The sequence below is a fragment of the Pseudomonas sp. NFACC43 genome, assembly GCF_900119645.1.
Classification (GTDB): Bacteria; Pseudomonadota; Gammaproteobacteria; order Pseudomonadales; family Pseudomonadaceae; genus Aquipseudomonas.
Genome location: NZ_FPKK01000007.1, coordinates 260,869 through 278,265, shown reverse-complemented (window position 1 = coordinate 278,265; position 17,397 = coordinate 260,869). Strand labels below are relative to the sequence as shown.

The window sequence follows — 17,397 nt, the reverse complement described above, 5'->3', positions numbered from 1 at the left end:
CCTAAAAAAATACGGTTCCTTGAAGACGGGCTCAGAGACGCTCGATCACCGTGGCGATGCCCATGCCACCACCGACGCACAGGGTCGCCAGGCCATAACGCAGGCGACGCGCCTCCAGTTCGTCGAGCAAGGTGCCGAGGATCGCGCACCCCGTCGCCCCCAAGGGATGGCCCAGGGCAATGGAACCGCCGTTGACGTTGACCTTCGTCGGATCGATGGCCATGTCCTTGATGAATTTGAGCACCACCGAGGCAAACGCTTCGTTGACCTCGAAAAGGTCGATGTCCTGCACCCGCAAGCCGGCCTTGGCCAAGGCCTTGCGGGTAGCTGGCGCGGGACCGGTGAGCATGATGGTCGGGTCGGTGCTGGTGATGGCCGTGGCGACGATCCGTGCACGGGGTTGCAAGCCCAGGGCCCGCCCCTTGGCTTCGGAGCCGACCAGCATCAGCGCCGCGCCATCGACGATCCCGGAGCTGTTGCCCGGCGTATGCACATGATCGATCCGCTCGACATGGCTGTAGACCCTGAGTGCGGTGGCATCGAATCCCATCTGGCCCATGGCCTCGAAACTCGGCTTGAGCTTGCCAAGACCCTCAAGGGTCGAGTCGGCGCGAATGAATTCATCCTGATCCAGCAGCGCCAGGCCGTTCTGGTCCCGCACCGTCACCAGGGATCGATCGAACGAACCGTCCGCCCTGGCTCGCGCAGCCTTGTGCTGGGAATGCAGTGCATAGCGGTCGACATCCTCCCGGCTGAAACCTTCCAGGGTGGCAATCAGGTCGGCGCCAATGCCCTGGGGTATGAAATGCCCCGACAGGTTGGACTGCGGATCCAGCGCCCAGGCCCCGCCGTCGCTGCCCATGGGCACCCGGGACATGGATTCGACGCCACCGGCCACCACCAGGTCTTCGAACCCGGAGCGCACTTTCATCGCCGCCAGGTTCACCGCTTCCAGGCCCGAGGCACAGAACCGGTTGAGCTGCATGCCCGCGACACTGATATCCCAGCCTGCCACCACGGCGGCGGTCTTGGCGATGTCGGCGCCCTGGTCGCCCACCGGTGTCACACACCCGAGCACGATGTCATCCACCTGGCCGGTATCCAGGTCCATGCGCTGCTGCAGGGCATTGAGCAGCCCACTCACCAAACTCACCGGCTTGACGCTGTACAAGGCACCGTCAGCCTTGCCCTTGCCACGGGGCGTGCGCAACGCGTCGAAAATCAAAGCCTCGGTCATGACACCCTCGAACCGCAGTTGTATGCAAGGCCTCCAACCATAAGCCCAGCGGCAGGGGATTCAATGACCACAGCGCTCAACAGCGTTGACGACGACGGTCAGACGAACGGTAGCGTGCTATCGGGTTAACCGTTTCAGGAGAGCGAACTGTCTAGCAAAAGGTCCTTCAGGTAGATGGCAATAGGCCTCATAGCGTTTTGATAACTAGTGGTTAAAAACTGATACTAATTGGATCTAAGCCAAGCCGGCTGCGGCCCCTAATGTAATCCTTGTACAAGAGAGTCGTCGGGTTTTGCCGAGGCGCTTGTCAGACAGGAAGTGCAACGCCAGCCGTCATGGAGTTATGCAGGCTGGCTCAGGAAATAACAAAAAAGGCGGGTCAGCCATGTTCAAACATACGAAAGTTCGTCAAGCCGGACTCATTCTCTTCGCCACGACGCTGCTGTTGATTCTGCCGAATATCCCCAAGATGATCGGCTGAATCCGTACGCGGGCAGTTGCCTCGATACTGTGTTTCTCGCTAAAAAAAGCGACAGGCTCGTTGTTCGGGCCGCAGTGGCTGTGCCAACCTTGCGGCACCCCACTCGACATGGAAGGCGATCCATTGAAGGCTCTCATCATGCTCGGGGCGTTGCTGCTCGGCACGCCCCTGTACGCCGCCCAGCTGACGCTGGAACTGGGCGCGAATACACGCACCTGGCAAACCGAAGAACTGCTCAAGCATCCGCAAGCCCGGACCGTACAAATCGCCGAGGACGTCTCCTACAAGAAACCGATGACCTACCGCGCCGTGCCGCTGACGGAGTTGTTGACCGGCATCCAGCCGGACGATCATCTGCAAGCCGTGGCACTGGATGGCTTCGCCGCCGAATTGCCCGCTGCGCCCTTGTTGAACAAGAGCGGCGCACGCGCCTGGCTGGCGATAGAGGATCCGGCCGCGCCATGGCCTCCACTGGGTGAAGGCAAGCACAGCGCCGGGCCTTTCTACCTGGTCTGGACCGATCCGCAGGCGGGCCATATCAGCCCCGAGCAATGGCCCTACGCGGTGGCGAGCATCAAGCGCCTGCCAGCGGTAGCCGAACGCTTCCCTGCCCTGCTGCCGGCGCCTACCCTGGCCAAGGACGATCCGGTCAACAAAGGCTTCGAGCTGTTCCAGAAAAACTGCCTGGCGTGTCACCGCCTCAATGGCGCGGGCGACGCACAGTTCGGTCCGGACCTGAATATTCCCTTCAATCCCACCGAATACTTCTCGGGGGACTTCCTCAAACGCTACATCCGCGATCCCCAGAGCCTGCGCCGCTGGCCCCAAGGGAAGATGCCAGGGTTCTCCGCAGCGGTGTTGCCGGATTCGGAACTGGACCTGTTGGTGGGTTATCTGAAGCACATGGCCGGACGCAAACAGCTGCCGAGTCCATGAGGCATCATTGTTCCTGCCAGGCAACCACCGTAGCCGGCGTCACGACCACCCGGGCCCGCATCTGCTCGCAACCGCCATCGCGACGCATGCCCCGTACCGGGCAGGCGTCGAGGTAATCCAGGCCTACGGCCAGTTTCAAGTGTCGCTCCGGGCGGGCCAGTTGGTGCGTGACATCGAAGCTGTACCAGGCGTCGTCGAGCCAGGCTTCGGCCCAGGCATGACTGGCCAGGTGCTCGCAGCCGTCGCTGTACACATAGCCAGACACATAGCGCGCCGGCACGCCCAGACTGCGGGCGCAGGCCAGGAAGGCGTGGGTATGATCCTGGCACACCCCGCTGCGGCCGGCGAACGCCTGTGCCGCGCGGGTCTCGACCTCGGTCGAGCCCGGGGTATACGCGATGTGCCGGTTCAGCCCGTGCATCAGGTCGATCAGTGCCACGCGGTCACGCCGTTGCCCGCACTGCTCATGGGCGAAGTCACGCAAGGCCTCGTCCGCTTCGGTCAGCCGGGTGAACCGCAGGAACGGTAGCGCCGAGCGTTGCTCATGCTCGGCCTCATGCAAGGGATCGATATCGACCTGGCCGCGTGCACCAATGATGATGGTTTCGTGGGGCTCGTCCAGGGTGAGCACATGGAGAATATTGCCGAACGGATCCAGCTGGGAACGCACCGGTCGAGGCAGGTCGAGCTTCCAGCTCAGCACATGCTGGCGTTCGCTGTCGTGGGGCGTGAGGCGCAGGTACTGGATGCTGGCGCGAACCTGATGTTCATAGTGGTAGGCCGTTTCGTGGCTGATCGAGAGTCTCATATGACCTCCAGGTAGGAACGGTGGATCGCGTCGCCCAGCTCGCGGACCCTCGGGATGAACTCCGTGAGCCAGGCATGCAGACCTCCATCAAGGATTTCATGGATACCGGTATAGCGCAGGCGTGCATCCATCTGCGCCGCCAGGCGTTGCGCCGGCCGCCCATTGGTCCCTGGCAGGCTGGCCAGGATCTGGTCGATTTCCTCGGTGCAGGCGCGCAGCGAGCGCGGCACATCGGCACGCAACAGCAGCAACTCGGCCACATGGCGGGCTCCGGGGGCATCGCGGTAGATCTCGGTATAGGCTTCGAAGGAAGACAGGGCACGCAACAGCGCGCTCCACTGATAATACGCATGGGCCGTGCCGTCGCTGACGGCGTCAGCCTGGTCGCCGGCCATCTCATAGCGGGCATCGAGCAGACGCAGGGTGTTGTCGGCCCTTTCGATAAACGTGCCCAGGCGGATGAACCTGAACGCATCGTTGCGCATGACGGTGCCATAGGTTGCCCCCCGAAACAGGTGGGACCTCTCCTTGATCCATTCACAGAAACGGCTCAGCCCGTAACGCCCCAGGCCCTGCCCGGCAATATCGCGGATATCCAGCCAGGTGGCATTGATGTTTTCCCACATGTCGGCGGTAATTCGCCCACGCACCGCATGGGCGCTGGCCCGAGCCGCCCCGAGGCAACTGTAGATACTGGCGGGGTTGGCGGCCTCCAGGGCGAAGAAATGCAGCAATCGCTCGGCATGCAGATCGCCGTGTCGCTCCCGGTAGTCATCCAGCGTACCGGTGATCAGCAAGGGCATGGCCAACTCGTGCAGGCCATCGCCATGACCGTCCTGGGGCATCAAGGACAGCGAATAACTGACGTCGAGCATCCGGGCGAGATTTTCCGCCCGCTCCAGGTAACGTGACATCCAGTAAAGGTCCGAGGCGGTTCTACTCAACATGGCAGGCTTCCTGGCATCGTAGCTCCCTCATTGCTCGACCACCCAGGTGTCCTTGGTACCACCACCCTGGGACGAATTGACCACCAGCGATCCTTCGCGAAGCGCTACGCGGGTCAGGCCACCGGGCACTACCCGGGTTTCGTGGCCGGACAACACGAACGGTCGCAAATCGATGTGTCGCGGTGCGATACCGTTCTCGACGAAAGTCGGGCAGGTGGAAAGCGATAGCGTCGGCTGGGCGATATACGCATGCGGCCTGGCCTTGATCCGCTCCCGGAATGCGTCGATCTGGGCCTTCGTCGAAGTAGGCCCCACCAGCATTCCATACCCACCGGAACCTTGGGTTTCCTTGACCACCAGGTCTGGAAGGTGCGCCAGTACATGGGACAGATGGACAGGATCACGACACTGCCAGGTGGGAACGTTCTTCAGGACCGGTTCTTCATCCAGGTAGAAACGGATCATATCGGTGACGAACGGGTACACCGACTTGTCGTCCGCCACGCCGGTACCGATGGCATTGGCCAGCACCACGTTGCCGGAGCGGTAGGAGGACAGGATCCCCGGCACGCCGAGCATCGACTCCGGATTGAAGGCCAGCGGATCGAGGTACGCATCGTCAAGGCGCCGGTAGATCACATCCACCGCTTTCGGCCCGTCGGTGGTACGCATGAACACCTTGTCATCGCGTACGAACAGGTCCGCGCCTTCCACCAGCTCCACGCCCATTTCCCGGGCCAGGAATGCATGCTCGAAGAATGCACTGTTGAAACGCCCCGGCGTGAGCACCACGACGCTGGGATCTTCCAGCGCGCTGGCGCTTCTCAGGGTATCGAGCAGCAGGTTGGGATAATGGTCGATGGGGGCGATGCGCTGGGCCGCGAACAGTTCGGGGAACAGCCGCATCATCATCTTGCGGTCTTCCAGCATATAGCTCACGCCACTGGGCGTACGAAGATTGTCCTCGAGTACGTAGTACGTGCCATCCCCATCGCGTACGAGATCGATACCGCAGATGTGGGCATAGACGTCACGATGCAGATCCAGGCCTTGCATCGCCAGCTGATATTGTTCGTTGGCCAACACCTGTTCGGCCGGGATGATGCCGGCACGGATGATCCGTTGCTCATGGTAGAGGTCGGCCAGGAACATGTTCAGCGCCCGGACCCGTTGGACGCAGCCACGCTCGACGACTCGCCATTCGCTGGCGGGAATGCTGCGCGGAATCGTGTCGAAGGGAATCAGGCGCTCCGTTCCCTGCTCATCGCCGTAGAGCGTGAAGGTAATTCCCGCACGATGAAACAACAGATCGGCTTCGCGCCGCCGCTGGGCCAGGAGCTCCTCCGGCGCTGACGCCAGCCAATGGGCAAACGCCCGGTAATGCGGGCGAACCTGACCCTCGGCATCGTACATTTCATCAAAACCGGCGCGGCTCATGCCGTTCTCCCTGTCATCCGACATCAAGGCATCGCGGCCCTCTCCTGCACCGCTGGTTCGTTGCGGCGCAGGAGCTTCGCTCCCCTGAGCATAGACATGGAAAAAGAACCCGGCCCGTCCCGGATACAGTTGGGTACAAAACGAAAAACGGCCGGCCCAAAGGCCAGCCGTTGTCAGTTGTCGCGGATGAATCCTCAGGCCTGGAAGCGCCGGATTTCCTGCTTGACGCCCCAACCCTCGATGACACCGCCCAAGGGCTCCACAACCGCTTCGAAGTCTTGCTCGAAGTCCCCGATGTCATCGTAGGTGGCGTACATCACCCGACTCAGTTCCAGTGACCAGCCACCGTCATCCCGTGGACTGATCTGTGCATTCAGGGACTCACCCCGAAATTGACCCGCCGCCCTGCGCGCCCGCTCCTCATCCGGGAAGATGGCGTAGAACTCGATGGGATGGAATTGTGAAAAATCGAACCCGCCTTCTTTCATGCGGCGCAACACACGGGTGCTGATGTCTTCTTGATAGGCTGTGCTCATGAAACGTCCTCCTCAAATCGATGGATAGACTTTCCGTCTTCCCGCGCAGGCAATCCGGGGATTGCGTGCAACACGGCATCAACTGACCGTCGGGACACAAGCATGTAGCTGACAAGACCAGACCTTAGCGATCTCTTCGCTGATCTCGTTTGCAGAGTAGTCGCAAGTCATGGCCACTGCCAAGCGGGGCCAGGCCACGATTTCATGAAATCGGTTTAATACTGATGATTTCGATGCTGTGCTGGGACTTGAGATTCTTCACCGTGGGATCTTCTGTCCTTCCTTCCAGGTCATTGAGATCCAGCTTGGCGGACACCGGGAGCAATCTTTCACGAATCAGCTGAGCTGCCTGCTCCATAGTGGGTTCCTGGTCATGGTCGAACTGCTCGGCGATGGCTTCGCCGTGATCATCAACGAAAGTGATCTCCCACTTGCGCATTGGTGTCTCCTCGATCAATTCATCGTCGGGCTTACCTCTATCTCGACCCTGAAGGCTGAATGATCGTTCCGCCGGGTACTGGGCGGTACAGATGAAAAGACCGCCTCGCGGCGGTCTGTCGATGCTGTTTGCAGACAATCTCGCCGATTACTTCTCTTCGGCAAGCTTTTTCAGGGCTTTCAACGTATTGAATGGCGCATCCACCACGAACTTGTTGGCCAGCCAGGACGGTACATCCCCACCTGGCTCGGTATGGACCTGATAGACCACTTCGACCTGGCCCGGGCCCTTGGGCGTCAACTTCCAGAACCCGTCGACCTGGGTCACCCGCACGAACCCCTTTTCTTCTGGCCGATAGGTTGGCACACCCTTGAGGTTACGGGTCAGGCTTCCATCGGCACCGTTTACAGTGGTGACTTCCAGCACCGAGTCCCGTGACGTGACAGGCCACGGCGTGTTGAACTGGGTGTAGGTCCAGCTCTTGTCGCCTTCGTGCTTGATCAGTTCCTGCTTCTTGCACTCGTGGATCCAGGCACAGGCCCCGGGAACGTCTTCCTGCAGGGCGCGTAGTTTGTCCACCGTGGTGTTCATGACGGTGACGCCACGGTAGGCCTTGTATTTGGAGCCGGCCACTTCACTGAGGGAAACCTTGATGCCGTCCTGCTCCTTGGCGACTTTCCAGTCTTCGGCCTGGGCGCTTGCCGTCGCCAACAGAACGACCAGACCACACGACACAGCCATACGATGCAGCGAACCCATAGTGTTTTCCTTATTGTCGAAGTCCGTTCATTGAGTTTTGTCATCGGAACGAATCGCCAGGACCCGTCCGTCGACCCGTTACGCTGCGGTGACTTGTTCCCACCATCCGAGCAATCGAATGGCTTCTTCACGACTGCTGCCGCAAACCTCGATGTCGGCCGCGAATCCCGAGCAGACCGCCGGACGTTCCGGCTGCCCGAAGATCTGGCACAGGTTATCGACTGACAGCTGCACGCAACGTTCGCCGGCAGGCTTGCCATGGGGCATGCCAGGGATCGACGAACTGATGGAAGGGGCAATGCAACAGGCGCCACAGCCTTCACGGCATTTCATGACGTCGACATCCTCACGACAGGTAACGGATTCATAACGCAACACAGAGTAACGGCTAAAACGCTCGTTTTAAATTGCCGTGAACGCGTTTTTTCGCTCAATGCAGACGACCGGACAGTCAGCGACGGCTCGATGGCCATCAGGTTTCACTGTTTGAATTCGAAGTCCAACGCGGCCCCTTCAACCTCGTTGCGTTCCTGATTACGCAGCGGAAGCTGCATTTCGTTGCTCAGCAGACGACCGTTGAGCTGGAACGGACCAGGCTTCTCTCCAAACATCGACGGCAGCAGCGGCTCACGTTTGGGCAAAGGGGCTTTTCCCGGCGGCTCCAGCTCCTCGACCATTTCATGAGGCAGGCTCAGGTCCAGTCTGGCCGCAGGCAGGGGAGTCTTGGCGATTTCCCGGGCCGACTTGGTCTTGGAGGCAATGGGCGGTCGTTTCTTCTTCGGGGAGACCGCTTTTTTGGCAGGAGCCTTTTTCGCCGCCACTGTTTTTTTGGACACGTTGTTCGTGGCGCTGGCGGCCGGTTTCTCCTGCGCTGGCGCAGCCAGAACGCCTTCGGCATGGAAGGCGGTCAGCAGGCCGATCAGAACCCAGGCGGCAGGAGCAATGACTTTCATAAATACAATGGCAGCTACGACAGAGGTACCCATGCTCGCCCGATAATGGGGCGCTGACAAGCACATCAATCCAAGGTCCTGATCTTCAAGCGGATTTTCTAAAAGAACCCGCCGGCCGTCTCCTGGCACAACTGAGTGGCCAGCAGCCCCAGCGTCATCAAGGCCCGTTCCGCCTCGCGATTCCAGGGGATGCCACAGTTCAGGCGGATGCAGTGGTTGAACTGCTCGGTATTACTGAAGATCAACCCCGGTGCGATGCTGATGCCCTGTTGCAGCGCACGGACATGCAGTTCCTGGGTATTGACCCGCCCCGGAAGGCTGACCCACAGGATGAAGCCCCCGGTGGGGCGGCTCATCTGCGTACCCTCGGGGAAATGCTGCTGCACCGCCAATTGGAAGGCGCTGAGATTCTTGCGGTATTCCTGGCGGATATAGCGCAGGTGCCGGTCATAGCCGCCATTTTCCAGATAGGCCGCAATGCCCATCTGGGTGACGCTGCAGGCCGAGTGGGTACTGAAGGTCTGGAGCCGCTGGATTTCCTGCTGGAATTTACCGGCGATCATCCAGCCAATGCGCACGCCCGGTGACAATGTCTTGGAGAAGCTCGAACAGTAGATGACTCGGTCCAGCCGATCATAGGCCTTGAGCGCCTTGGTACGGCCCTGCTCGAACATCAACTCGCCATAGATATCGTCCTCGACGATCTGGATGTCGAAGTCCGATGCCAGGCGCAACAGCTGTTTCTGCCGCTCTTCCGGCATGGTCCCGCCAAGAGGGTTGCTCAAGCGCGTGGTCAGTACCAATGCCTTGATCGACCATTGGTTGGCCGCCAGTTGAAGGGCTTCCAGGCTCATGCCGGTCACCGGATCGCTGGGAATCTCGATGACCTTGAGCCCCAACAGATCCGCCAGTTGCAACAAGCCATAGTAGGTGGGTGACTCGGCGGCAATCAGGTCTCCCGGGCGGGTCAGTACTCGCAAGGACATCTGCAGCGCATCGACACAGCCGTGGGTGATCACGACTTCGGAGGGATCCACCACCACGCCGGCATCGCGCATGCGGATCGCCACCTGACGCCGCAACGGCTCGAAACCCGGGCTGAACATGTAGCTGAACGCCCGCGGACTGTGGAAGCGCGTGACCTTGGCCAACTGCTGATGCAGCGCTCGGACTGGCAGGTAATCGACGCTCGGCACCGCCGCCCCCAGGGGAAACACTCCTTCGCGTCGCGACTCCACCAGCACCTGCTGGATGATGCTGCTGCGGGTCACCAGGCCCGGGCGCTCCACCCGGGCGATATCCGGGGTCGACGCCGTGAGCGCAGGGGTCTGGTGCACGTAATAGCCCGATTGCGGCCGCGCCCGAATCAGCCCCTGGTCCTCGAGGTTCGCGTAGGCCTGCAACACCGTCGCGTGGCTGACGTTGAGCTGTGAGCTCATCTTGCGCACCGAAGGCACGCGTTCACCGGGCTGATACACACCACGCCGGATGTCTTCAGCCAGTTGCTGTGCAATACGTTGATAGAGCAAGAGATTGGTCATGGCGCAGCACTCGATTTCACGGGCATTTTATTCTTGTCGGAAACGATACCGGAACAGTTTAGAAGTGTACTGGGACAGTTGCCAGATTACTCGACAGTACAGTGGGTTGATAGCCCCAACTGTACTCATGATGGCAGGTTCAGAAAGCAAAAACCCGGCGCCTTTGCAGGGGGCCGGGTTTTTGGATCAGGCAAGTTTCAGCGGGCGGCGCCGAGCTGGCCCTTTTCGTCGGAAAAGACGATTTCAACACGACGGTTCTGCGCCCGCCCTCGTTCGGTAGCGTTCACATCCACCGGAAACTGATCGCCGTAGCCCTCGACCTGGATGCGTTTTTCATCGATACCCAGATCCACCAGCACGTCCGCCACCGACTGCGCGCGGTCGCGGGAGAGCTTGAGGTTCTCCTGCTTGCCTCCGGTGCTGTCGGTATACCCTTCGATGCGCACCACGCGCTTGGGATTGAGCTGCAGGAATTGCACGATCTTGAGCACTACCCGGTTGGCCGAGCTCTTGAGTTCAGCTTCGCCGGTGTCGAACAAGACATCACCGAGGGTCATCACCAGGCCGCGATCGGTCTGGATGGTCGCCATTTCCTTGATCTGCTCTTCGAGCCATTTGCCTTGCTGCTGGACGCTGAGCAACTTGGACTCTCGCAAGGCCAACTGCAGGCGCTGGCGCTCCAGTTCGAGTTTCGCCGCGCGCTCTTCGTTGAGCACCTGGTTGGTGTGTTCCCGGGCAATTTCGCTGTAGCGCTGGCTGAGGTAGCCGTAATGCAAGACGTCCTCGCCACTGCCCCAGTATGTGGAAAGCCGATCGGCACGGGCCAGTGATTCACCGGCGCGTATCACGTCCTTGGGCGCGGCACGCAGCACGTTGGAGTCTTCCTTGACCTTCTGGAAGTCGTCACTGGCTTTTTCCAGTGCTGCCTCGCTGCGCTGCCCCGCGCAGCCATACAGACTGGCCAGCCCCAGCAGGACCAGGCTGCCCATCACATGGGAGAGCTTCATTGGGCATCCTCCCTCAATTGCTTGCGCAGGCGTGCAATGCGGGTGTTGAGCACGTTCAATTGCTCCTGGCTCTTGAGCGTCAGCACCTTCGCTTCCGCCAGGCGCGCATCCAGCTCGGCCTGCTCGGCGCGCATGCGCGCCTTCTTGTACGATTCGTCAGCCATGTTGCTCTTGGCCCGGGCGAACTTTTCTTCGGCAAGTTTCAGCTCTGGCACTTCGTCGGCGGTGGCACCCACTGCCCGGGCTTGCTCCAACGCCTGTTCGGTCAGGCGGATCTGTTCATTCGGCGCCGGATCGGCTGCGCAGCCCGCCAGAGCCAGAACGGCCAGGGCAGCGAAAAGAGGTCGAATAGTCACTAATGTTCCCTACTGTTTTGAGGCGCTGGCAGATGACTGCAACTGTGTGTTCCAGCGCTCGAGATTGCGTTGCAATACAGACTCCGCCAGGCCGGACGCGGCCAATTCTGTCATCTTTTGCGCCAGCTGTCCGCGTAGCCATGGGTCATTGCAGGCCGAGTCATGGGAAACCGCCAGGAACAGCCCCGGTTTATCCACCGGTTGCGGCATGGCCTGGAGGTCTTGAGCCATGCCCAACGTCTGCGCCATCGCCAAGCCCGAATAGCGCCCCGCCAGGACATACTCGACCTCTCCAAGCAGCAATTTCTGAAAGGCCTGGGTCAAGTTGGAGGTGCGTACCAGGGACAATTGCTGCTCTGCGAACATACCGAATGCCTGGGTCATGCGCGCCTTTTCCGACAACGCCCCGGTGTGGCCGTGGAGGTCTTCGGGGCGCTCGGCGATGAGTGGCGAATCCTTGCGGGTCCAGACCAGGTAATCGTTCTCCAGCAACGGCGGGTGGATGTAATCGAGCGAATCGAGCCCGGCCGTGGTCAGCGGGGCATCGGTGAGCAGGTCCATGCGGCCGCTGCGCACTTCCTCCAGCGCCTGGGCCCGCTTGCCGGCGTAGAGCAGTTCGACCTTGATACCCAACTCACCCGCCACTTTCGTCAGCAGGTCGGCGCCGGCACCGATGAGGTGCTTGGGTTCCTGAGGGTCCTGCCAGAGGTAGGGTGGCGCATCCGGGCTGCCGGTGGCGATCAGTCGCTCACACTTGCCGGCCGCAACGGACAGGGCCGGTGCACCTGTCAGCAACCATGCCAGCGACCAGCCAGCCAGACGATGAAGCTCCATGACGATACGCTCCCCTTGCAAACACACGATGCAGAAATAAAAAACCCGGCCAACCGGCCGGGTTCTTTATAAGTGAAGATGCCGGATCAGACCAGCTTCTCCAACTCTGGAACGGCCTCGAACAGGTCCGCCACCAGGCCATAATCGGCCACCTGGAAGATCGGCGCCTCTTCGTCCTTGTTGATCGCAACGATCACCTTGGAGTCCTTCATGCCGGCCAGGTGCTGGATCGCGCCGGAAATACCGACGGCGATGTACAGCTGTGGCGCAACGATCTTGCCGGTCTGGCCGACCTGCATGTCGTTGGGTACGAAACCTGCGTCGACCGCCGCGCGGGAAGCGCCGACGGCAGCGCCCAGCTTGTCGGCCAGGGCGTACAGGTGCTTGAAGTTGTCGCCGTTCTGCATGCCACGGCCGCCGGAAACGACGATCTTGGCAGCGGTCAGTTCCGGACGATCGGACTTGGCCAGCTCTTCGTTGACGAAGCTGGAGATACCGGCGTCATGGGCGGCGCCCACGGCTTCGATGGCAGCCGAGCCACCTTCGGCGGCAACCGGGTCGAAACCGGTGGCGCGAACGGTAATGACCTTGACCGAGGCGTTCGATTGCACGGTGGCAATGGCGTTACCGGCGTAGATCGGACGCTTGAAGGTATCGGCGCTTTCTACCGAGATGATCTCGGAGATCTGGTCGACATCCAGGGCAGCGGCGACGCGCGGCAAGATGTTTTTACCGTTGGAGGTCGCGGCTGCCAGGATGTGGCTGTAGCCCTTGCCCAACTCGGTCACCAGCGGAGCGACGTTTTCCGGCAGCTGGTGCGCGTAAGCGGCATTGTCAGCGTTCAGGACCTTGCTCACGCCAGCGATTTTCGCAGCGGCTTCGGCAACGGCGCCTGCGCCCTGACCGGCCACCAGGACGTGCACATCGCCACCGATTTTGGCAGCGGCAGCAACGGTGTTCAGCGTGGCAGGAGCCAGCGCTTTGTTGTCGTGTTCGGCGATTACCAAGATAGTCATCGTTAGATTACCTTCGCTTCGTTTTTCAGTTTCTCGACCAGTTCAGCCACCGACTTGACCTTGATGCCCGCGCTGCGTGCAGCCGGCGCTTCGACTTTCAGGGTCTTGTTGGTGGAGGCGGTGGAAACGCCCAAAGCGTCCGGAGTCAGCGTCTCGAGAGGCTTCTTCTTGGCTTTCATGATGTTTGGCAGGGACGCATAACGCGGCTCGTTCAAACGCAGGTCGGTGGTGACGATGGCCGGCAGCTTCAGGGAAACGGTCTGCGCACCGCCATCGATTTCACGGGTCACGGCAACGCTGTCGCCGGACACTTCGACTTTCGACGCGAAGGTGCCCTGACCGTAGCCGCTCAGTGCAGCAAGCATCTGGCCGGTCTGGTTGTTGTCGCTGTCGATGGCCTGCTTGCCGAGGATCACCAGCTGTGGCTGTTCCTTATCGACGACGGCCTTGAGCAGCTTGGCCACGGCCAGGGAGGTCAGGTCTTCGGCGGATTCGACGAGGATGGCGCGATCGGCACCCAGCGCCAGCGCGGTGCGCAGTTGCTCCTGGGCAGTGGTCGGACCGATGGAGACAACGACGATCTCAGTCGCCACGCCTTTTTCTTTCAGGCGCACGGCTTCTTCTACGGCGATTTCGCAGAAAGGGTTCATCGACATCTTGACGTTGGCGAGGTCGACGCCGGAGTTGTCCGCCTTGACGCGAACCTTGACGTTATAGTCGACCACTCGTTTGACAGCTACAAGAACCTTCATGGATTCCTCGTTACTCTCCGGTGAAAAGAAAGTCGCCTAGGCGAACCTGGCGGTTGATGCTCATGGGCGCAAGGGCACCTCTAAAAACGCCGGCATGAACCACACATGACCTTGCTCACGGGAGTGATGACCGTTCGTCAGTGGTGACCGATGAGTCATTCATTATCGCGGCGTGTAAACTGCGCATCCGAACACGCAATCCAGTCACTTTGTGCTGCCTTCGCCCTGTCTTTAGAGGTGCTCTTGAAACCAACAGTCAGCCTACGGCGAGCGCAAAACCGACCGTATCTTGACCGGAACGCCTATTCCGGTCAATACGGCAAAATGTCCAGCCATAAGCCGCACGTCAGTGATTTATCTGGCTTCCAGCGATTTCAAACAAACGTTTGTATTGGACGCTGAGAGTGGTGTAGATATAATGCGCCGCTCAAAGAGAGCGCCGCGATTCATCCATTGTCGCTTTCGTCCTACCGATGAAGGAAACAATGGATGCAACGCCAACCTCCAATTAGAAAAAACCGCTGAGCCTTGAGTAGGAGATAGCCTGTGGAACGCGAATACATGGAATTCGACGTGGTCATCGTCGGTGCCGGCCCCGCTGGCCTGTCTGCCGCTTGCCGACTGAAACAGAAGGCCACCGAAGCCGGTAAGGAAATCAGCGTCTGCGTGGTGGAAAAAGGCTCTGAAGTTGGCGCGCACATCCTCTCCGGTGCGGTGTTCGAGCCCCGCGCCCTGAACGAGCTGTTCCCGGATTGGAAAGAGCTGGGCGCGCCATTGAACACGCCCGTCAAGCGCGATGACATTTATGTCCTGAGAAACGCCGACACCGCGAGCAAAATCCCTGACTTCTTTGTGCCCAAGACCATGCACAACGAAGGCAACTATATTATTTCCCTGGGCAACCTGTGCCGCTGGCTGGCCCAGCAGGCCGAGAACCTGGGCGTGGAAATCTATCCAGGCTTCGCCGCCCAGGAAGCATTGTTCGACGAGAACGGCGTGGTTCGCGGGATCATCACCGGTGACCTGGGTGTCGACCGCGAAGGCCATCCGAAGGAAGGCCTCTATACGCCCGGCATGGAACTGCGCGGCAAGTACACACTGTTCGCCGAAGGCTGCCGTGGTCATATCGGCAAGCAACTGATCAAGCGCTTCAACCTGGACAGCGACGCCGATGCGCAGCACTACGGCATCGGCTTGAAGGAAATCTGGGAAATCGACCCGGCCAAGCATCAACCCGGCCTGGTGGTACACACCGCCGGCTGGCCGCTGGACATCATGGGTACCGAAAACACCGGTGGTTCGTTCCTTTATCACCTGGAAAACAACCAGGTGGTGGTGGGCCTGATCGTCGACCTGTCCTACAGCAACACGTTCCTGTCGCCGTTCGACGAGTTCCAGCGCCTCAAGCACCATCCCGTGCTCAAGCAATACCTGGAAGGCGGCAAGCGTGTCAGCTACGGTGCCCGTGCCATCTGCAAGGGCGGCCTGAATTCGCTGCCGAAAATGGTCTTCAAGGGCGGCGCTTTGATCGGTTGCGACCTCGGCACCCTGAACTTCGCCAAGATCAAGGGCAGCCATACCGCCATGAAATCCGGCATGCTCGCTGCCGAGGCGGTGGCCGATCGCCTGTTCGCCGAGTCCGAAGGCGGTGATGAACTGACCGCCTACGTCGACAGCTTCAAGAGCAGCTGGCTGTACGAAGAACTGTTCGCCAGCCGCAATTTCGGCGCGGCGATCCACAAGTACGGCGCCATCATCGGCGGCGGCTTCAACTGGCTCGACCAGAACATCTTCGGCGGCAAGCTGCCGTTCACCCTGCATGACAACAAGCCCGACTACGCCTGCCTGAAACTGGCGGCAGACTGCAAGAAGATCGACTATCCGAAACCGGACGGCAAGATCAGCTTCGATAAACTCAGCTCGGTGTTCATCTCCGGTACCAACCATGAGGAAGAACAACCCTGCCACCTCAAGCTGACCGACCCGAGCATTCCGATCAGCAAGAACCTGCCGCTGTACGACGAACCGGCGCAGCGTTACTGCCCGGCCGGCGTGTACGAAGTGGTGACCAAGGAGGACGGCGAGAAGCGCTTCCAGATCAACGCCCAGAACTGCGTGCACTGCAAGACCTGTGACATCAAGGATCCTGCGCAGAACATCACCTGGGTCTCGCCGGAAGGCGCCGGCGGTCCGACTTACCCGAACATGTAAGCTGGCACGCAAGACATCGAGGCTCCCGCAATGGGGGCCTTTTTGTTGCCTGCCATCCAAGGAGCACCACAACCCAATGTGGGAGCGAGCTTGCTCGCGATGACGGCAGCCCATTCAACCTTGATGCAAACTGAACCGCCGCTATCGCGAGCAAGCTCGCTCCCCCAGGGGAACATCACTGGCTCAGGCGGCGCGCTCATCTGCGGGACTGTGTTCGAAGTAGCGCTTGTACTCCCGGCTGAACTGCGAAGAGCTCTGATAGCCCACCTGATGCGCGACCTGCGCCACGCCCATGCCCTCGACCAGTAGCAACCGCTGCGCCTTCAGCAAACGCAAACGCTTGAGGTACTGCACGGGTGAGAGCAAGGTGCTGCGCTTGAAATGTTCATGAAACGTCGAAGCGCTCATGTTGGCGCAACTGGCCAGTGTCTCGACGTTCAGCGGTTCGGTGAAATGCGCATGCAGATGACTCAGGGCCGCGGCAATCCGAGCGAATTGCCCATGCTGCTCCACCAGCGCTCGCAATACGTCGGCCTGAGGCCCGCGCAAGGCGACGAACAGCAATTCCCGCAGTCGCGCCTGGCCCATGACCTGGCACTCCAGCGGATCGTGCAAACAGTGCAACAGCCGTTCGACACACCCTCGCATCGCACCATCGAGCGCGGCGCTGGTCATGGATTCCGGTGTCTGCGCCGCCAGGCTTCGCCCCGGCGTCAAACCCATGGCCAGCACCAGTTCCCCCAGCATCGCCCGATCGATCGCCACGGAAATCCCGAGCAACGGAGCATCGGGCATGGCATAGGTTTCGCACTCGAACGGCACCGGCAACGCCTGGATCAGGTAGTGCCCGGCGCCATACTCCATTGTGCGAGGTCCCAGGTAAGCCAGTTTGCTGCCTTGGGCAATGATCACCAGGCTTGGCTCATAGAGCTGCGGCCCCCGGGCGATGTCCTGGCTGCACCGCAGCACTTGCACACCCGGCAGCGATGTAGGGATGAAACCGTCACGGGTCGCCAGGGGTTCGATCAGTGAAACCAGCGCCGCATTGGCATCGAGATGGCGGGTCAACAACATGGTAGGAACTTCACGCAAAAAGGGATGGGAACATCATCGCAGGTCTGGCGTCACATAAGACTGATCCACGGCC

18 protein-coding genes are annotated in these 17,397 nt (G+C 60.5%); 2 read left to right on the top strand and 16 right to left on the bottom strand.

Going from position 1 to position 17,397, the window contains the following annotated elements; genetic code table 11:
- Window positions 1-31: 31 nt before the first annotated feature.
- Entirely contained in the window at window positions 32-1,237 is a 1,206-nt protein-coding gene (locus tag BT179_RS14875; protein ID WP_072431826.1) for an acetyl-CoA C-acetyltransferase, read from the bottom strand.
- 589 nt (window positions 1,238-1,826) lie between these two features.
- On the opposite strand from BT179_RS14875, the gene BT179_RS14870 reads away from it, so the two are divergent.
- Window positions 1,827-2,654: a c-type cytochrome gene (locus tag BT179_RS14870; RefSeq protein WP_072393246.1), complete on the top strand. Its 828-nt coding sequence runs from the start codon at window positions 1,827-1,829 to the stop codon at window positions 2,652-2,654.
- A 4-nt stretch (window positions 2,655-2,658) separates the two neighbouring features.
- Here BT179_RS14870 and BT179_RS14865 read toward each other — a convergent pair whose 3' ends face one another.
- From BT179_RS14865 to BT179_RS14800, 14 genes are all read right to left on the bottom strand, one after another.
- Complete coding sequence (locus BT179_RS14865; RefSeq protein WP_072431825.1) at window positions 2,659-3,462, bottom strand: transglutaminase family protein; 804 nt, start codon at window positions 3,460-3,462, stop codon at window positions 2,659-2,661.
- Window positions 3,459-4,409: an alpha-E domain-containing protein gene (locus tag BT179_RS14860; protein WP_072431824.1), complete on the bottom strand. Its 951-nt coding sequence runs from the start codon at window positions 4,407-4,409 to the stop codon at window positions 3,459-3,461. The genes BT179_RS14865 and BT179_RS14860 overlap by 4 nt, the downstream gene beginning before the upstream one ends.
- Window positions 4,410-4,436: 27 nt before the next feature.
- Window positions 4,437-5,846, bottom strand: a complete 1,410-nt coding sequence (locus BT179_RS14855; RefSeq protein WP_072431823.1) for a circularly permuted type 2 ATP-grasp protein — start codon at window positions 5,844-5,846, stop codon at window positions 4,437-4,439.
- A gap of 194 nt (window positions 5,847-6,040) precedes the next feature.
- Entirely contained in the window at window positions 6,041-6,382 is a 342-nt protein-coding gene (locus tag BT179_RS14850; protein ID WP_072393259.1) for a ribonuclease E inhibitor RraB, read from the bottom strand.
- A 202-nt stretch (window positions 6,383-6,584) separates the two neighbouring features.
- Window positions 6,585-6,821 carry a hypothetical protein gene (locus BT179_RS14845; protein WP_072393262.1) on the bottom strand — a complete coding sequence of 79 codons (237 nt, stop codon included), beginning with the start codon at window positions 6,819-6,821 and terminating at the stop codon, window positions 6,585-6,587.
- A gap of 147 nt (window positions 6,822-6,968) precedes the next feature.
- The gene (locus BT179_RS14840) at window positions 6,969-7,580 is read right to left on the bottom strand and encodes an START domain-containing protein (RefSeq protein ID WP_072393265.1); all 612 of its coding nucleotides are present in this window, start codon (window positions 7,578-7,580) and stop codon (window positions 6,969-6,971) included.
- 78 nt (window positions 7,581-7,658) lie between these two features.
- Window positions 7,659-7,913 (bottom strand): YkgJ family cysteine cluster protein, encoded by a 255-nt coding sequence (locus tag BT179_RS14835; protein ID WP_072393268.1) that lies wholly within the window; start codon window positions 7,911-7,913, stop codon window positions 7,659-7,661.
- Window positions 7,914-8,059: 146 nt separating this feature from the next.
- The gene (locus BT179_RS14830) at window positions 8,060-8,533 is read right to left on the bottom strand and encodes a translation initiation factor 2 (RefSeq protein ID WP_072393271.1); all 474 of its coding nucleotides are present in this window, start codon (window positions 8,531-8,533) and stop codon (window positions 8,060-8,062) included.
- Window positions 8,534-8,631: 98 nt separating this feature from the next.
- Complete coding sequence (locus tag BT179_RS14825; RefSeq protein WP_072393273.1) at window positions 8,632-10,074, bottom strand: aminotransferase-like domain-containing protein; 1,443 nt, start codon at window positions 10,072-10,074, stop codon at window positions 8,632-8,634.
- 197 nt (window positions 10,075-10,271) lie between these two features.
- Window positions 10,272-11,081, bottom strand: coding sequence for an OmpA family protein (locus tag BT179_RS14820; protein ID WP_072431822.1), 810 nt, complete (start codon window positions 11,079-11,081; stop codon window positions 10,272-10,274).
- Window positions 11,078-11,437, bottom strand: coding sequence for a DUF4398 domain-containing protein (locus tag BT179_RS14815; RefSeq protein ID WP_072393279.1), 360 nt, complete (start codon window positions 11,435-11,437; stop codon window positions 11,078-11,080). Before BT179_RS14815 ends, BT179_RS14820 begins: the two co-directional genes overlap by 4 nt.
- Before the next feature lie 9 nt (window positions 11,438-11,446).
- A complete protein-coding gene (locus BT179_RS14810) occupies window positions 11,447-12,271 on the bottom strand; it encodes a substrate-binding periplasmic protein (protein ID WP_072431821.1) in 825 nt (274 codons plus the stop codon).
- Window positions 12,272-12,357: 86 nt separating this feature from the next.
- Entirely contained in the window at window positions 12,358-13,287 is a 930-nt protein-coding gene (locus BT179_RS14805) for an electron transfer flavoprotein subunit alpha/FixB family protein (RefSeq protein ID WP_072393286.1), read from the bottom strand.
- A gap of 2 nt (window positions 13,288-13,289) precedes the next feature.
- Complete coding sequence (locus tag BT179_RS14800) at window positions 13,290-14,039, bottom strand: electron transfer flavoprotein subunit beta/FixA family protein (protein WP_039760104.1); 750 nt, start codon at window positions 14,037-14,039, stop codon at window positions 13,290-13,292.
- A gap of 546 nt (window positions 14,040-14,585) precedes the next feature.
- On the opposite strand from BT179_RS14800, the gene BT179_RS14795 reads away from it, so the two are divergent.
- Window positions 14,586-16,250, top strand: a complete 1,665-nt coding sequence (locus BT179_RS14795) for an electron transfer flavoprotein-ubiquinone oxidoreductase (protein WP_072431820.1) — start codon at window positions 14,586-14,588, stop codon at window positions 16,248-16,250.
- 183 nt (window positions 16,251-16,433) lie between these two features.
- Here the strand turns inward: BT179_RS14795 and BT179_RS14790 are convergent, their stop codons facing one another.
- Window positions 16,434-17,324 (bottom strand): AraC family transcriptional regulator, encoded by an 891-nt coding sequence (locus BT179_RS14790; RefSeq protein WP_072393292.1) that lies wholly within the window; start codon window positions 17,322-17,324, stop codon window positions 16,434-16,436.
- Between the last annotated feature and the right edge of the window lie 73 nt (window positions 17,325-17,397).

Bases quoted from the DNA above. Each gene is read 5' to 3' on its own strand.
- BT179_RS14790 (WP_072393292.1), bottom strand. From the start codon at position 17,324: ATGTTGTTGACCCGCCATCTCGATGCCAATGCGGCGCTGGTTTCACTG.
- BT179_RS14870 (WP_072393246.1), top strand. From the start codon at position 1,827: ATGGAAGGCGATCCATTGAAGGCTCTCATCATGCTCGGGGCGTTGCTG.
- BT179_RS14830 (WP_072393271.1), bottom strand. From the start codon at position 8,533: ATGAAAGTCATTGCTCCTGCCGCCTGGGTTCTGATCGGCCTGCTGACC.
- BT179_RS14835 (WP_072393268.1), bottom strand. From the start codon at position 7,913: ATGAAATGCCGTGAAGGCTGTGGCGCCTGTTGCATTGCCCCTTCCATC.
- BT179_RS14855 (WP_072431823.1), bottom strand. From the start codon at position 5,846: ATGAGCCGCGCCGGTTTTGATGAAATGTACGATGCCGAGGGTCAGGTT.
- BT179_RS14845 (WP_072393262.1), bottom strand. From the start codon at position 6,821: ATGCGCAAGTGGGAGATCACTTTCGTTGATGATCACGGCGAAGCCATC.
- BT179_RS14820 (WP_072431822.1), bottom strand. From the start codon at position 11,081: ATGAAGCTCTCCCATGTGATGGGCAGCCTGGTCCTGCTGGGGCTGGCC.
- BT179_RS14860 (WP_072431824.1), bottom strand. From the start codon at position 4,409: ATGTTGAGTAGAACCGCCTCGGACCTTTACTGGATGTCACGTTACCTG.
- BT179_RS14850 (WP_072393259.1), bottom strand. From the start codon at position 6,382: ATGAGCACAGCCTATCAAGAAGACATCAGCACCCGTGTGTTGCGCCGC.
- BT179_RS14810 (WP_072431821.1), bottom strand. From the start codon at position 12,271: ATGGAGCTTCATCGTCTGGCTGGCTGGTCGCTGGCATGGTTGCTGACA.
- BT179_RS14800 (WP_039760104.1), bottom strand. From the start codon at position 14,039: ATGAAGGTTCTTGTAGCTGTCAAACGAGTGGTCGACTATAACGTCAAG.
- BT179_RS14865 (WP_072431825.1), bottom strand. From the start codon at position 3,462: ATGAGACTCTCGATCAGCCACGAAACGGCCTACCACTATGAACATCAG.
- BT179_RS14805 (WP_072393286.1), bottom strand. From the start codon at position 13,287: ATGACTATCTTGGTAATCGCCGAACACGACAACAAAGCGCTGGCTCCT.
- BT179_RS14840 (WP_072393265.1), bottom strand. From the start codon at position 7,580: ATGGGTTCGCTGCATCGTATGGCTGTGTCGTGTGGTCTGGTCGTTCTG.
- BT179_RS14825 (WP_072393273.1), bottom strand. From the start codon at position 10,074: ATGACCAATCTCTTGCTCTATCAACGTATTGCACAGCAACTGGCTGAA.
- BT179_RS14875 (WP_072431826.1), bottom strand. From the start codon at position 1,237: ATGACCGAGGCTTTGATTTTCGACGCGTTGCGCACGCCCCGTGGCAAG.